Here is a 15,684-nt window from a genome sequence, read left to right as displayed (position 1 = left end):
ATAAGGATTAATCTTTGTTAATGCTTTCATTATACTTTTACAAAAAAAATAGAATCCAGACAAAGATAATGTTTTTTGGCGAGAGGACGAGTTTACATGGAGCTTTTTACGAATTTTCCCCTTTGGGCTGCACTTGCGGCAATTGGATTTGCACAATTTGTCAAAGTCCCCCTACATTTTGTTGTGACAAAAAAAGTGGACTGGTCATTAATTACGAGTACTGGTGGAATGCCTAGTTCCCATTCTGCGGCTGTTACTGCTTTAACCACTGGTATTGCTCTTGAACAAGGACTTGATTCTCCATTCTTTGCAATATCAACGGTATTTGCAGTGATTGTTATGTTTGATGCTTCTGGTGTACGTAGACATGCAGGTGAACAAGCTACAGTATTAAATAGACTTGTGGCAGACTTCCAAAAATTTGCCGAAGATGCGAAGTTATGGCCAAAACTAGATGAGGATCAAAAACGAAGTGAACTAAAGGAACTATTAGGTCATAAACCTATCGAGGTTTTTTTCGGCGGATTAACAGGAATTTTATTAACCTTACTGCTTCATATTCTATAAAAAAAAGGCTAATCGAAATGATTAGCCCTAACTCTTTTCACCTATTATTTGTTGACGAAACACTTGCATAGACTTATCTTCGTTCATTGCTGCAATTTCTTCTTCAGATATTTTACCTTCGCCCATTTTTATTACATAAACATCCAGGGTCTTCTTCCCCCATTTTGCATAAACATCGTCTACTGTCTCATAATACAAATCGATTTTGTTACCTTTAATAGCTCCACCTTTATCAGCTACTACGCCATACCCATAGTCTGGGATAAATAAAATCGTTCCAATCGGAAAGACATTTAGATCAGCAGCAATTGTCGAATACAGGTCACGTTTTACCTTAACACCTGAATACGTAATTCCATAAGAGGGGTGATTTTCATCCTTACCTGTTGATTCAACCCCAGCAGTGTATCCAGTCGCCACAACCGTTTTTGTAGGATATTTTGAGAAATCAATCGCTTCTTCAATTGGTAATGTACTTTCTACACTCGAAGCCGCAACTGCCTTTTCTCCATTAATGAAATATAAAAATTTAGATATCATTTCTACACTATGAATTGCCATTGTTTTCGATTTATCAACTATTTGTTCGCCTACCCAGTTTGTCATTTCCCTAGTCTGTACTCCAGAAAAAGATTGGAACGTCGTAATGAGTGCAATTGCAAATAAAAAAGTCATTGCACTTCTTCTTATAATTGTGTTTAAACGAAACACATTTTTCCACTCCTCTCACGAATCTATTTCTTTCCATTTCGATTCGAAATTATTCGTGTGAGGACAGAAAATAGCCATTTCCAAAAATTGGTGAAAACCTTCGAATGACTTTCTTATCGTAGTTTTCGGAGTTCACCATTTCTTTTTTATTCAAATAGTCCAACATAAAAAACGTAAGGATCCAAGAAAAGATCCTTACGTCATATGTAACAAATATTCAATCGTTGTTCTTGTTCTAGAACATTCTGTATCCCTTTTTTCGAAGAAGCTTAATCACAATACCCGATAAAATAGCACCAGCAAATCCACTAATTAAGATCACAATATCTAGTACGGCAAGTGTCGTGATACTATTACCTAAGGAAGAAAACGCACTTCCAGGTGAAGTAAAGTAATCTAGGAATGAAACTTCTTGAATGATAGCAATGGCAACGATAGGATAGATTATGGCCATGATCCACGACATCCGTAATAACATGTTAAGGATAAATCCAATTCCAAAAAATAAAACGAAAAATAATAGCATTGATATTAATAAAATCGGTAAAAAACTGAGTGACATGGCACCCACCTCCTAAAACAAATGCGCAAGCGCCTAATGGTGGACAATCGACTAAGTTCTGCCACGTCCTGTGTCAAAGGTCGATGTCCGCACATCCTTGAAAATGCTTTACATTTTCTTCGTGCGATGATGCTCTTAAAGCTTTCCTTGTCTTGTACAAGTCGAATAGCACAGGGCTAGCTGGCTAGAAGTTGTACTTTGCCCTCTTGTCAGATTGACTCGTGACCTCGAGCAGTCAAAGCAAAGCATTTCACAAGATACTCTCAGAAGCCTATCTAGGTTAAAAACTGGCTAAGCGCTTGTGAAGACGAATACAAATCCCTTCCTAGTGTACTAAAGGGGCTGTCCCTAGTCAATTGATTTTGCTTAGGATTCGAAGCTAAAATAGAAAAAAGGAATGCGGTCATTTTGCGCATTCCTTTAACATTTTTCTTAGATGAATTTTAATTTCCCTTTTTTAAGAACAAGTGTTGGTCCACCCACGATCAATAATGCACGATTATCGATAACTTTCTTCATGAATGCTGCTTTTGAGCCCCAAATTTTTCTACCAAATACAACTCCGATTCCATCATGTTCACCTAGCGAACAAACGGTTCCCTTATTATCAAAAGTAAATTCGCCAAGTTCACCTTGTCCTCGAACAAGAACTGCAATGTTTTTCGCAACTAATGCACCTTGTTGCATTGCAATTTGTGCTGTTGGAGGATATGGACGATTAATTTCTTCATTAATCACTAAAGAGCTATCCCCTACGAAGAAGACTTCTTCATGTCCTGGTGCACGAAGATGTTTATCTACTTTGACACGTCCACGCATTGCTTCAAAACCAGATGCTTCAATTACACTATTTCCACGAATACCTGCTGCCCAAACAACAGTTGCTGCTTTAATCTCTTCGGTTATATCATCTTTACCTACGATTATTCCATCTGGTGTACCTTCTTTAATTGCAGTACCAATCTTGAATTCTACACCTCTGCGCTCTAAATGATTAACAGCATACTCCACTAGTTCTGGATCAAAACCTGGTAAAACTGTTGGTGCAGCTTCAACACAAATGATTTTAACCTTGTTTTGATCAACATCATAATCACGACAAAGTTCTGGTACTCGGTTTACTAATTCTCCTAAGAACTCAATTCCTGTAAATCCTGCCCCACCTACAACGATAGTAAGACGAGTGTCATCTTTTTCCTCTTCAGTATTATATGTTGCAAACTGATACTCAATATGTTCTTTAATTTGACGTGCAGTATCTACATTTGAAATTGTAAACGCGTATTCTTTTAACCCCTTTATTCCAAAAGTCTCAGATTCTCCGCCCAATGCCACGACTAAATAATCATATTCAATTTGTGAATCATCTTCAAGAATGACGCGCTTTCCTTCTCGATCAATCTTTGCTACAGAGCCTTTAGTGAATTTTACTTTATGTCCACTAATGACATCTTCAATTTGATACCGTACACGGTCAGCAGGTAAAGTACCAGCAGAAGCCTCATGTAACCATGTGGTTTCATAGTGGTAATCATTTTTATTAACAAGAGTTATATCTGCTTCATTAACACCTAACGTTTTTTGTAAATTTACTACAGTGGTTAATCCACCGTATCCTGCTCCTAAAACGACGATTTTTGGCTTTCTCAAAGTAATCACGCCCACCTTTTCTTTTTTTGCAGTAAAAAAATCTATATACACCTATTTTCAACTGCAAGCTCTGATTTTATTGATAAAAAGTTTGTGATATCTTTCACGTAAGACAGCATACTAAAGCAGTAAGCATTTCGATATTTGTCAAAAAGATTTACAATTTAATATCTACATCTCATAATATGATTTTTACCTTGATTTTTCAAGAGTTTACAAGCTTTTTAAACCTTATAAATATTAAAAAAACAACACCTTTTTAACGAATGTTAGAAAAGTGTTGTTTTTTGGTCTAAAAGTTGCCATATTTGGACTTTTAAAACGAACGTCATTCAAGTTTACTTTTAACAGTCTTCAGGTGTTCCCGCAACTTGTGCTGTACGGAATGAGGAACCACATCCACAAGATGCAATGGCGTTCGGATTATCAATCGTAAATCCACCGCCCATAAGTGATTGTTTAAAATCTATTTTTACACCGTTTAAAATCGGAGCATCTTCTTTATTGATGATTATTTTAATCCCATGTTGTTCATCTTGGACATCATTTTCATTTAGTTCTTGTTCAAAGCCCATCCCGTATGAAAGGCCCGTACAACCGCCACCTTTAACCGCAACACGTAAGAATGAACCTTCTTCATCATTTTGTTTCATCATATCTTTAATTTGAAAAGCTGCAGCTTCAGAAATAGTAATTACACGATCTGTCATGTCTGTAACCTCCTTTTTCTTATTTATCAAAAATAGGTTATTACTATTAGTATAATGGTTAACGAAGTTCGTTACAAATAATTCATTTTAATTTAATTTATATATAATTTTTCCTATTACTAGTATAAAATGGAAACTTATTGTGCACAATAAGACCATCCCCCGTTTTTTAGAAACTCTTCATTATTTGATGGAGAGTTTTCTTTTTGCCCAAAACAAAGAAAAAACAGTTCATAACTGCTTTTTCTCTAATTTATATAAACATTGTATTAGAACATTGGGTTTTCTTCTAAATGGGTATAGATATTTTCTACAAGCTCATCAGCTGTTTCACCAGTTACAATATCCCCATTTACAAGAGCATATAACGACTCAAAGCATTGTCCGCAGTAACTAAGACATCCATATTCAATCACATCAAGATTTGGATCCTGTTCGAGGATTTCCTTTGCTTTCTGTGAGCCACTCGCCAAGTTACTAACACAAAATTCAATGATGGGATTCACTAAGCTTTCCTCCTCACTACAACTACATATCGTACTCTCTTTTTTTCAATACGTCAAATTCCCGAATTAAGTTGTTATTTTGCCATATATTCGCTATACTTTTAGTGTCTTTGAAAAGGATTACATTAAATAAAAATTGCAATGTATGCTTAATCAAGAGAGGAACAAAAAAGGGGATAATCATCATGAAAAATCTTGTCATTTTAGGTGGGGGATATGGTGGAATGCGAATCTTACATCGCCTACTACCTAATCAATTACCAGAGGATATTCAAATCACCTTAATTGACCGTGTGCCTTATCATAGTTTAAAAACAGAATTTTATGCACTGGCAGCTGGGACTATTTCTGACTCAGATGTTCGTGTAACATTTCCAGAGCATCCTCGATTGCACGTAAAATATGGGGAAATTACGGGCATCGATATGGATGCAAAACTCGTCCAGTTAAAAGACCAAGAAGCTGTGAAATATGATGATTTAGTCATTGGATTGGGGTGTGAGGACAAATATCATAATGTACCAGGTGCAAAAGAATTCACCTATAGTATCCAAACCATTGACAAATCTAGAAAAACGTATCAAAAGCTCAATAGCCTTCCTGCAGGCGCAACAGTATCCATCGTTGGAGCAGGTTTAAGTGGGGTAGAATTAGCAGCGGAGCTATATGAAAGTAGACCAGATTTACAGATAAAATTATTCGATAGAGGTACGCATATTCTTTCGGCTTTCCCAGAAAAATTGAGCATGTATGTTGAAAACTGGTTTGATAAAAACGATGTTGAAATAATCAATCACTCAAATATTACAAGAGTCGAGGAAAATATATTATATAATAACGATCAACCTGTTCAAAGTGATGTGGTTGTTTGGACAGCTGGAATTCAACCAAATAAAATTGTGAGAGACTTAGACGTTGAAAAAGATGGAAGTGGACGCGTTGTTTTAACGAAACAACACAACCTGCCTAATGATGAGCATGTATACGTTGTAGGCGACTGCGCAAGCCTCCCACATGCACCAAGTGCTCAATTAGCAGAAGGCCAAGCTGAACAAATTGTTCAGGTGCTGTTAAAGCGCTGGAAAGGTGAAGAACCACCAGCAGAATTTCCTAAAATTAAGCTTAAAGGTGTTCTAGGTTCTTTAGGTAAAAAAGAAGGTTTTGGTTTAGTGGCAGAACGCGCCCTCACTGGACGCGTACCTCGCATGTTAAAATCAGGTGTATTGTGGATGTACAAATATCATAATGGATGACACATTTTAATAAACACGGAAGCTTTATGCTCCGTGTTTTTTTGTTCTAGAGAAGATTTGTAATCAGAGTATAGTGCTCTTTCTTTTTCAAGGACTTTTCTTTGTTAGTACACAGGTGATTTGTTTCGGAAATACAGCCTTAAAGACGTTTCAATTAAAGTAACAGTGGCCAGTGGACTTGACAACTTGCCTTAAAGACATTTCTACTCTATTTTCTGAGGGGGAGTTGTCTCGAAAACATATCTCCGAGACACTTCTCTTCTGTCGAACAAGAGTTTGTCCCTAGAGAAGATTCTTAATCACAAAAAAGTAAGGAAGACATTGTCACCCTTACTTACACTAACTATTCAGCTGCCTTATAGCCGTGTTTCTCCATTTCTGCGTAAATAGTTTTTAGTTTTGGGCTACCTTCTCCAACTATAGCCCCTTCTAACACAACAACTGGATAAAACATATCTTCTTCAATGACACGACGAGCAAATGCCTGTTTTTCCTCGTCACTCGGCGGATCAAATATATCAATATGCGAAATATCAAAGGGTTGGTTCGGAAATTTTCTGCTCAAGGCCGCTTCAAGCCATTCATATGTCTCCTTTGAAGATGGAAGATTCACACAACTAGGACATAAGATTTCTGCGCCGTATACACAGACTTCAACCTTTTTTTCCATTTCAAACTCTCCTTTTTCCCATTCTGGACTATTATGCCTGCTTTAGGTATCACGTTGTGCTCACAAGGACGTTGTCACTTAAAGATGGTTTCTTTTGTACTAAAAGTAAATCATTTCTTTTTTCATTGTACTAAATATCTGTTAGAATAGACACCAAAAGAAGCATGAATACATCTGAATTCATCATAGATTTTCTCAGGTAAGCATATGTATTGAAAATTGGAAAAAATGCTTTTCCTTGTTTTAATAGATTTTTTCCAAGAAACAGATTATAATAATTATAAAGGTATGAGAAAGGAGTCAATCGTAATGGCTGAATTAGATATCAAAGAGCAAGTACAAGAAGTATTAGATAAACTTCGTCCGTTTTTACTTCGTGATGGCGGTGACTGTGATTTAGTTGATGTTGAAGATGGCGTTGTGAAGCTTCGTTTATTAGGAGCTTGCGGTACCTGCCCAAGTTCAACAATCACTTTAAAAGCCGGAATTGAACGTGCTTTATTAGAAGAGGTTCCAGGTGTAGTCGAAGTCGAACAAGTATTTTAATAAATAGATAAATGTGAGTGCCTCAATTTTTTTGAGGCACTTTTTTTGTTAGGCTCTATAATATTTGTTGGGGTTTAAACAAAATTTTGTGTGCATAAAAAAACACGCAAACTCCTCATTCTCTTATACTTGAATTGTCCAGAAACAAGTCTAAAGAATGGAGTTGCGTGTATATGGATTTTACCATGATTATTCCTGGATTAAAAGGGTCTATCCTAACCAATGTTGAAGAAGTGGGCGAAGTTATCCGCCTGTACGTTGAAATGGAGCGAAAAGTACATCGGTGCCCTAAATGTAACCAAAGGACGAGTAAAATTCATGACTATCGTATACAAAAAATTCAACACTTAAAGTGGTTTGAAAGAAAAACCCAAATCTTTTATAAGCGTAGACGATATGTCTGTGAATGTGGGAAACGTTTTTCAGAGAAAAATCCTTTTGTCATGCGTTATCAACGTACCTCAATAGAATGGAATCAAGCTATATCAATTAAAGCAATTAAAGGAAAAACATTTAAGGAAACAGCTGAAATCTACGGGTGTTCATCTTCAACCATTATACGTCGATTCGATCAAATTTCACGAAGTGAAATTCGTCCGGTGGAAGAATTACCTACAGTTATAGCTATTGATGAATACAAGGGTGATACCCGCGAAGGGAAATACCAGTTAATCATTGCGAATGGGATAACAAAAGAACCGATTGATATTCTACCAAATCGTTATAAACGTACGATAAAAGACTACTTAAGAAAGCACGGATCTAGAGTGCAAATAGTCATAATGGATATGAATCATTCCTTTAAAGCAGCCGTTCAAGAGGCATTGGGTAAACCTGTTATTGTAGCTGATAGATTTCATTTTTGTCGTTACATCTATTGGGGGCTTGATGGAGTAAGACGTCGAGTACAAAACCAATTTCATGGCTACGACCGTAAAAAGTGTAAACGTATGAAACATGTCTTTCATAAAGACTGCCAACGCTTAACTAAGGATGAGAAATGGCATTTAAATCGTTACTTGGAGATGTCGAATGAACTCAAACAAGCATATGAAATTAAAGAGGCATATCGTACTTGGTTTTTACGTGCTAAAGAAAACGGAAAAAACAGTATCAGTTTGGTTAAAAAGGAATTGGAAGAACTATATAAGTTAATTGAGGATTCAAAGATACCTGAAATGATTAAAGCAATAAAGACCATACAAAATTGGCAAGTTGAAGTATTAAATAGCTTTGCCTATGAATATTCAAATGGGTTTTTAGAGGGAATTAATAATTCAACCAAAGTTCTAAAGAGAAATGCTTATGGATTTAGAGTTTTTGAACGCTTTAGGGCGAAGATTTTATTAACACACAAGTATAAAAGAATTGGGGTACATATTGGTTAACCGAGTTGGTGTGATTCTCCTCTATAAAAAATGATGAATGGTATCATCCATCATTTTTTATAGAGGCCACCAAGCGTAGCGCGGTAGCCTAAAACCCCAACATTTGATTTAGAACCTTTTGTTAAAGAGTAGTTAGTGGCGATATTTTGAAATAGTGACAGTAATTCCTACGTTAGTGACAGTATTTTTGATATAGTGACAGTATTCCTACGTTAGTGACAGTATTTTTGATATAGTGACAGTAATCCTACGCTAGTGACAGTATTTTTGATATAGTGACAGTATTTTTGATATAGTGACAGTATTCCTACGTTAGTGACAGTATTTTTGATATAGTGACAGTAATCCTACGCTAGTGACAGTATTTTTGATATAGTGACAGTATTTCGATGTTACCCGCAGTATTTAAGTAAATAGATGAAAAAAATAGTGAAACCAAATTGGTTTCACTATTTTTCATGTAATGATACTGTAGTTAGTTGGCTGCCTCTCTTCTCTATCGCAAGTTCTTCGACTTGATATCCTTCAAATACAAGAGAAAGATCGGCTTTTAATTGACTGCCTCGTCCACTCTCAGTAAAACAAATAACTGTCGGACCTGCACCACTGATCGCAACTCCAAATGCTCCTGCTCTCTTTGCCACACGATGAATACTGTTGAACTCTGGAATGAGATTTGCACGATATTGCTGATGAAAAAGATCTAGTTCCATCATTTTCCCCATTAATTCCAGGTTTTTTGTTAAAAGTGCTGCTACCATAACATTGCTAATTGAACTAGCCTTTACTGCCTCTTGGTAGGAAAGGTCTTTTGGCAACACACTTCTGGCATCCTTTGTTTTTAATTCATAAGAAGGAATGACGACGACCATATCAAAGGATAGGTCATTCACATGAATAAGGTCCGTTTCCTCACTTCCTCGATGACTCCCAATTACTAACCCACCATATAAAGATGCTCCAACATTATCTGGGTGGCCTTCAATATCACAGGCTATATTTAGCTTTTGTTGAGGTGTTAATTGCAGATGACAGAGCTCATTTACTAGTTCTATTGCAGCAATAATTGCTGCCGCACTGCTTCCGAGTCCTCTTGCTAATGGGATATCGCTTTGTACAAAAACTTTACAAGGAGGAAGTTCGCATGAGAATCTGCTCGCTACCTTTTCTGCCATTTTATAGATAAAGTTCTCTTTATCCGTTGGGGTATCCGCAATCTCTTCTGATTGTGGAACAAACTCCCACTCGTGATTTGGTTCGACCTGAAGGGTTAGATATCGATTGACTGCTAACCCTAATGAATCAAAACCAGGTCCAAGATTTGCTGAACTCGCTGGTACTTTTATTTGAAAGGCTTGCTCAGACCTCATGTAAAACGGCTCCTCTAATATGTTCATAGACAAGCTTCTCATCATTTGGCAGAACAACAGGCTTAATTGAAGTTGCTTCGATTGCGATATTTGGATCTTTTAGTCCATTACCAGTTAAGACTGCAACTACTCGGCTTCCCTTCTTAATTTCACCGCTACGAACTTGCTTAATGACACCTGCAATGGATGCACAAGAACCTGGTTCTGCAAATACGCCTTCTTTGCTTGCTAATAATCGATATGCTTCAAGGATTTCCTCATCAGATACCTCATCGATTTTTCCGTTTGACTCACTTGCAGCAGCTACAGCACTATTCCAGCTAGCTGGGTTTCCAATTCGAATTGCAGTTGCTACTGTTTCAGGGTTTTCTATCACTTTATTTTTAGCAATGGCTGCCGCACCTTCCGCTTCAAATCCACGCATCACAGGGAGACCTGTATTATGGCGCTCATGATATTCTTTGAATCCTTTCCAGTACGCAGTAATGTTCCCTGCATTTCCAACTGGAATTGCTAAAACATCAGGAGCTCCATCTAACTGGATACAGATTTCAAATGCTGCTGTTTTTTGACCTTCAATTCTGTATGGATTTACAGAGTTTACGAGAGTGATAGGTGCAACTTCACTGATATTACGTACCATTTGAAGGGCATGGTCGAAATTACCCTCAATTGAAATAATTTCAGCGCCATACATGACAGCTTGCGCTAATTTCCCCATTGCAATTTTCCCTTCAGGAATGACCACGATACAACGAAGGCCTGCACGTGCTGCGTATGCTGCTGCTGCTGCAGATGTATTTCCAGTGGATGCACAAATAATTGTGTCACTACCTTCTTCTACTGCTTTAGCAACCGCCATTACCATACCACGATCCTTAAACGAACCAGTTGGATTAGCACCTTCTACTTTTACGTATAATTCAACACCTAACTCCTCAGAAATGGAATGCAGTGGGATTAACGGTGTATTCCCTTCATTTAAAGAAAGCATTGGAGTATTTGTGTTTACTGGTAAATATTCACTAAATTGCTGTAATAGTCCATGCCATCTCATCCTTGGTTTCCTCCTTCAACTCGATAAGAGCTCTTAACATCCTGAATAATTTGTAGATCTCTAAGTTGTACCAAAATTTCCTCGTAGTCACGTAGTGATGCTTGATGTGTAACAAGGACAATTTCAGCTAATTCTTTGTTTTCTAATGGTAATTGGAGAATCTTTTCAAAGCTTACGCCGCGTTCTGAAAACAGGGATGTTATTTTTGAGAACGCCCCAACTTGATCTTTTACGTGAATACGTAAGAAGTATTTTGAAAAGATCTCTGAGTCAGCTTTAAGTTTTTTCTCAAATTGAGGAGTTACAGCACTACTACCATTTACCCCAAGTCTCATATTTTTCATAACACCCACTAAATCCGAAACAATGGAAGTTGCTGTTGGTAAACTACCCGCTCCTGGTCCGTAGAACATTGTTTCACCGACTGCTTCACCATGCACATATACTGCGTTAAATTCGTCATTTACCCCAGCCAAAGGATGGGATTCTGGAAGAAGCGTTGGCTGAACACTAACTTCGACCTTTTCTCCTGCGCGATGGGCATTACCGATTAATTTAATGACATACCCTAAACGTTTACTGTATTCAATATCCTCACTTGTTACAGAAGAAATTCCTTGAACACGAACGTCTTTGAGGTCGATATTCATCGAGTACCCTAATGAAGCCAAAATTGCCATCTTTCTTGCTGCATCTAGTCCTTCCACATCTGCTGTTGGATCTGCTTCTGCATAGCCAAGTTCTTGTGCTTCTTTTAACACATCTTCATAGGCACTTCCGTACTTACTCATCTTTGTTAGAATAAAGTTCGTTGTACCGTTAACGATTCCCATCATTTTAACAATTCGATCTGATGCAAAGCCATCTACTAAGCCACGAAGGATTGGAATCCCCCCTGCCACACTTGCCTCATAAAACAAATCACAGCCATTTTCATTTGCTACAACTAATAGTTCTGGACCGTATAAAGCCATTAAGTCTTTATTGGCTGTTACAACATGTTTTTTATTACGAAGGGATTGTAGAACTAGCTCTCTAGTGTCTTCTACTCCCCCCATTACTTCTATAACAACATCAATATCTGGGTCTTCAATTACATCGTAAGCATTTGTTGTCAAAATTGACGGATCAATTTCTACTGGTCGTTGTTTAGTGAGATCTTGTACTAACACTTTCTTTACTTCTACTGGGCATCCAACTTGATGCATTAATTTATCTTGATGGTTCTTTATAATCGTAACAACGCCACTACCAACCGTACCTAATCCTAATAATCCAACTGAAATACTTTTCATTCTTCTTCCGCCTCCTCTGTACTCCCTAGAAATACAATTGTCTTCCTATAAAAGACATTATAGTGGGGATACAATACTTTTACAAGTACTAATTTTAAATTTTATTAATTATAAACGTATAACACGGTAAAATTAAAGGGAATTTTTTTTATTATGGAAAAATTTTTGCTAAAGAATAAGAGCACCCTATAAGCTCCAGGGTGCTCGATTAAAATTACTTAACTGAAAGTCCCCATTCTTTGTTCACAAGTGTCTCTGGTTGTTTATTACTTAAGATAAGTTCAATATTCTTACAACATAATGCCATCATCGCTTCTCGAGTTTCTATACTCGCACTACCTATGTGAGGTAAGGCCACAACATTCGGAAGTGTTAATAATGGATGATTCACATCCACGGGCTCTTTTACAAACACATCTAATCCCGCTGCGGCAATTTCTCCCTCCACTAATGCATCATATAAAGCATCTTCATCTACTACTGCTCCTCTTGAAGCATTAATGAAGATTGCCGATTTTTTCATTTTCTTAAAACTTTCTTTACTAAAGAATCCTTTTGTTTCTGCAGATAATGGAATTAAGCTTACAACAAAATCAGACGTTTCGAGCAATTCTTCGATAGATACATAGGACGCACCAATACGCTCTTCTGCTGTTACGTTACGTGAACGATTATGGTACAAAATATTCATATCAAAGCCAGTCGCCCGCTTAGCCACTGCTTCCCCAATCTTACCCATACCAACAATGCCTATTGTTTTGTGGTGGACATCATGACCTGCTAGCAATAGGGGACTCCAGCTCTTCCAATGACCATTTTTAACAAATTCTGCTGACTCTACAACTCGTCTTGCAGTTGCTAGTAATAAGGCAAACGTTAAGTCGGCGGTTGTGTCTGTTAACACATCTGGTGTATTACAGATAGCAATTCCCTTTTTATTCGCATATTCTACATCGATATTGTCATATCCAACAGCAAGGTTTGCTACCACTTTTAAATGAGGCGCTGCATCAAGAAGTTCTTTGTCGATTTTTTCTGTTATTACACTTAATAGAGCATCTGCCTTTTTAGCCTCTTCAAGCAGCACCTCCCTTGGAACAGCGGTTTCCTCTTCATGCCACATATGTACATCTGCAACATTCATCAATGGTTGAATTACTTTTTCGGAAATTTTTCTAGTAATAAACACATATGGTTTCTTCATATTCCACCTCTTAGCAATATTTGTTAAAGAATCTTATATTATAGTACCATATTTATTTAATTTTGAAGCCAATCAATACTTGGAATTTTCAACCTTTTCTCACCAATGCCTACATTTGATAAAAATGAGGCTAAAAAACGTTCATGGTCGCTAGAATGAGTTAAGATTGAGTCTAATTGTTGAGATTGTTTTTCTCTCTCTTGATCAGACTTTGACATGTAATACCCTTCAATACACTCAAAAAAATGAAGTGGAAAGAGGAGTCTTGCATATAGAAGCCTCCAGGAAAAGGTGGATAAGGGTGAAACCTGCTGATATTCTTGTAAAAAGTGGGCAATCAGTCCGCTTTGCCGCGTGTCTCCACTTACATAAAGACTGCGGATAAATTCTGCCAAATCTCGGGTATAATGGTCAAACACCCAATCTGTTGGAAGTTTTGTGTAGGAATCCTGATGCCATGTTTGTTGTGTAAAACGGTGGTGACAGATGGTCGCAGAATCAATTGTAGTTGGTGTTTCATCCATTTCGGTGTCCACGAGATATTGGATAGCATTTTCCGTTAGTCCCAAATAATAGGGAAATGCTTCAATAAATAATGTTTCAAAACGATTTTCTGGGTGTTGTTTCACTTTTTCCTTCCAGAACAGTTCCATTTGATCCACTCTTTTTTCCCATAGGTATTTCCATTGGCCGATTCGATTGACTTTATTTATCTGATAAGGAAAGCTTCTCCCTCTCTTATGAAATCGTGCTAATTCATATCCGATAGAATGGGGCATCCTATAGCTGTAAGCAGGACATCTAATGATCACGATCTCTTTATTATCAATGTTTGTGCTCAATTTTCCATCTGTTGTTGGTAAAATCGAACCGACGCGAATATCGCCTTTTTGAATCATATAATCACTAAGATGTTTCATTTCAAACAATTCTTCTTGTTCCAAATTTGGTATTGGCACAATACAATATACTATATTCCGATAAAGGATGGCTTCATAGCCAAATACATGCATATAACGATCCACTTTCAATTTGTATTTCTCATAAAGTGCTTCGTTCATAAATCATCACTCCTCGCACATACTATGTAACTACGTAATTGTCTTTCTAATCCATCTATATGAAACAAAACCCCATTACTTGTGGTAAACTAGTAAATATTAGAAATAATTGATTTAGAAATCAGAAGAAATTAGGTGAACAATATGAGTGAAGAAAATAAAATGAATGATATTGAACGCACTGCAAGACGTTGGTTAGAGGAAAGAGGCGTCACCATCCAAGATATTGCAGAGCTAGTATATTATCTTCAAAGTAAATATCACCCTGAGTTAAAAATGGAGGAATGTATTCATAACGTTGATCGTGTTTTAACGAAACGTGAAATTCAAAATGCTGTGTTAACAGGGATTCAACTAGACAAATTAGCTGAACAAGGGTTACTTGAGGAGCCACTATTGTCAACCATTAAAGTTGACGAAGGGCTTTATGGGGTCGATGAAATCCTTGCGTTTTCTATCGTGAACGTCTATGGATCGATTGGTTTCACAAATTATGGATATATAGACAAGAAAAAGCCTGGTATCTTGAAACGTTTAAATGATAAATCTTCTGGAGAATGCCATACATTTTTAGATGACATTGTAGGGGCAATTGCAGCTGCAGCATCAAGTCGTTTAGCACATAGAGCAGCAAATACTAATTAATAAAAAGCACAAAGTCCACAGCCTTAGGCGACAAGCGTTGCCTTCTGACTTGATTAGCTTGATGGCACCTTGTGCTAGACAAAAGGGAAAAGTCCAAATCAATCCAGATTTGGTCTTTTTTATTGATTACTAATCGTAGACTGAATTTCCGAACTTTTTTAAAGAGGGGGATATAGATGAACATGTACTTTAAAATCGTAGGTCTTATCTTTATAGTATGGGCACTTTTTATCCTAGTTCCTTTTAGAAAAGAATTTACAAATCTTGATGATCAAATTCTACATAGAACGATGGTAAAGCGCTGGTTGAGACGCCTAAAAACATTTACATTCTTGACCGTAATCGGTAGTACTCTTGTTATAATTGGGCCTATTTTTTCATAGTAGAGTAGAAAACAGGAATTAAATATTGCCTTCTTTGTCTTCGGGTTTCAGGGTGTTCCACCTTACTAAGCCAGATAGGAGGGCAATTTCTTTTCCTGCTTCCCCT

General features: G+C 37.1%; 17 protein-coding genes. 6 read left to right on the top strand and 11 right to left on the bottom strand.

Annotation, left to right across the window (positions count from 1 at the left end; genetic code table 11):
- Positions 1–96: 96 nt before the first annotated feature.
- A complete protein-coding gene (locus ACWPVE_RS13440) occupies positions 97–567 on the top strand; it encodes a divergent PAP2 family protein (RefSeq protein WP_453994132.1) in 471 nt (156 codons plus the stop codon).
- A 27-nt stretch (positions 568–594) separates the two neighbouring features.
- Here ACWPVE_RS13440 and ACWPVE_RS13435 read toward each other — a convergent pair whose 3' ends face one another.
- The 5 genes from ACWPVE_RS13435 to ACWPVE_RS13415 form a co-directional block, all read right to left on the bottom strand.
- Positions 595–1,278 carry a 3D domain-containing protein gene (locus ACWPVE_RS13435; RefSeq protein ID WP_453994130.1) on the bottom strand — a complete coding sequence of 228 codons (684 nt, stop codon included), beginning with the start codon at positions 1,276–1,278 and terminating at the stop codon, positions 595–597.
- A 235-nt stretch (positions 1,279–1,513) separates the two neighbouring features.
- Positions 1,514–1,840, bottom strand: a complete 327-nt coding sequence (locus tag ACWPVE_RS13430; RefSeq protein ID WP_453994128.1) for a YuiB family protein — start codon at positions 1,838–1,840, stop codon at positions 1,514–1,516.
- 432 nt (positions 1,841–2,272) lie between these two features.
- Positions 2,273–3,499: an NAD(P)/FAD-dependent oxidoreductase gene (locus tag ACWPVE_RS13425; RefSeq protein WP_453994126.1), complete on the bottom strand. Its 1,227-nt coding sequence runs from the start codon at positions 3,497–3,499 to the stop codon at positions 2,273–2,275.
- Positions 3,500–3,834: 335 nt separating this feature from the next.
- Positions 3,835–4,200: a HesB/IscA family protein gene (locus ACWPVE_RS13420; protein ID WP_453994123.1), complete on the bottom strand. Its 366-nt coding sequence runs from the start codon at positions 4,198–4,200 to the stop codon at positions 3,835–3,837.
- A 269-nt stretch (positions 4,201–4,469) separates the two neighbouring features.
- Positions 4,470–4,706, bottom strand: a complete 237-nt coding sequence (locus ACWPVE_RS13415) for a YuzB family protein (protein ID WP_453994121.1) — start codon at positions 4,704–4,706, stop codon at positions 4,470–4,472.
- A 185-nt stretch (positions 4,707–4,891) separates the two neighbouring features.
- Between ACWPVE_RS13415 and ACWPVE_RS13410 the strand changes: the two genes are divergently transcribed.
- A complete protein-coding gene (locus ACWPVE_RS13410; RefSeq protein WP_453994119.1) occupies positions 4,892–5,959 on the top strand; it encodes an NAD(P)/FAD-dependent oxidoreductase in 1,068 nt (355 codons plus the stop codon).
- Positions 5,960–6,302: 343 nt separating this feature from the next.
- On the opposite strand, the gene ACWPVE_RS13405 is transcribed toward ACWPVE_RS13410, so the two are convergent.
- Positions 6,303–6,629, bottom strand: coding sequence for a YuzD family protein (locus tag ACWPVE_RS13405; protein ID WP_453994117.1), 327 nt, complete (start codon positions 6,627–6,629; stop codon positions 6,303–6,305).
- Positions 6,630–6,857: 228 nt separating this feature from the next.
- On the opposite strand from ACWPVE_RS13405, the gene ACWPVE_RS13400 reads away from it, so the two are divergent.
- On the top strand, positions 6,858–7,175 hold the full coding sequence (locus ACWPVE_RS13400; protein WP_453997532.1) for a NifU family protein: 318 nt from the start codon (positions 6,858–6,860) through the stop codon (positions 7,173–7,175).
- A 167-nt stretch (positions 7,176–7,342) separates the two neighbouring features.
- Positions 7,343–8,563, top strand: coding sequence for an ISL3 family transposase (locus tag ACWPVE_RS13395; protein WP_429896512.1), 1,221 nt, complete (start codon positions 7,343–7,345; stop codon positions 8,561–8,563).
- A 449-nt stretch (positions 8,564–9,012) separates the two neighbouring features.
- On the opposite strand, the gene thrB is transcribed toward ACWPVE_RS13395, so the two are convergent.
- From thrB to yutH, 5 genes are all read right to left on the bottom strand, one after another.
- The gene (gene thrB, locus ACWPVE_RS13390) at positions 9,013–9,933 is read right to left on the bottom strand and encodes a homoserine kinase (RefSeq protein ID WP_453994115.1); all 921 of its coding nucleotides are present in this window, start codon (positions 9,931–9,933) and stop codon (positions 9,013–9,015) included.
- Complete coding sequence (thrC, locus tag ACWPVE_RS13385) at positions 9,923–10,990, bottom strand: threonine synthase (protein WP_453994113.1); 1,068 nt, start codon at positions 10,988–10,990, stop codon at positions 9,923–9,925. Before thrC ends, thrB begins: the two co-directional genes overlap by 11 nt.
- On the bottom strand, positions 10,987–12,285 hold the full coding sequence (locus tag ACWPVE_RS13380; protein WP_453994111.1) for a homoserine dehydrogenase: 1,299 nt from the start codon (positions 12,283–12,285) through the stop codon (positions 10,987–10,989). Before ACWPVE_RS13380 ends, thrC begins: the two co-directional genes overlap by 4 nt.
- A gap of 214 nt (positions 12,286–12,499) precedes the next feature.
- The gene (locus ACWPVE_RS13375) at positions 12,500–13,489 is read right to left on the bottom strand and encodes a 2-hydroxyacid dehydrogenase (RefSeq protein ID WP_453994109.1); all 990 of its coding nucleotides are present in this window, start codon (positions 13,487–13,489) and stop codon (positions 12,500–12,502) included.
- A gap of 56 nt (positions 13,490–13,545) precedes the next feature.
- On the bottom strand, positions 13,546–14,550 hold the full coding sequence (gene yutH / locus ACWPVE_RS13370) for a spore coat putative kinase YutH (protein ID WP_453994107.1): 1,005 nt from the start codon (positions 14,548–14,550) through the stop codon (positions 13,546–13,548).
- A gap of 144 nt (positions 14,551–14,694) precedes the next feature.
- Between yutH and ACWPVE_RS13365 the strand changes: the two genes are divergently transcribed.
- A complete protein-coding gene (locus tag ACWPVE_RS13365; protein WP_453994105.1) occupies positions 14,695–15,195 on the top strand; it encodes a phosphatidylglycerophosphatase A family protein in 501 nt (166 codons plus the stop codon).
- A 176-nt stretch (positions 15,196–15,371) separates the two neighbouring features.
- Positions 15,372–15,578 carry a hypothetical protein gene (locus ACWPVE_RS13360; RefSeq protein WP_453994103.1) on the top strand — a complete coding sequence of 69 codons (207 nt, stop codon included), beginning with the start codon at positions 15,372–15,374 and terminating at the stop codon, positions 15,576–15,578.
- Positions 15,579–15,684 lie beyond the last annotated feature (106 nt).

It is taken from the genome of Bacillus nitroreducens (assembly GCF_964021195.1).
The sequence above is the reverse complement of the archived record's forward strand: the minus strand, read 5'-3'. Positions and strand labels throughout refer to the sequence as shown.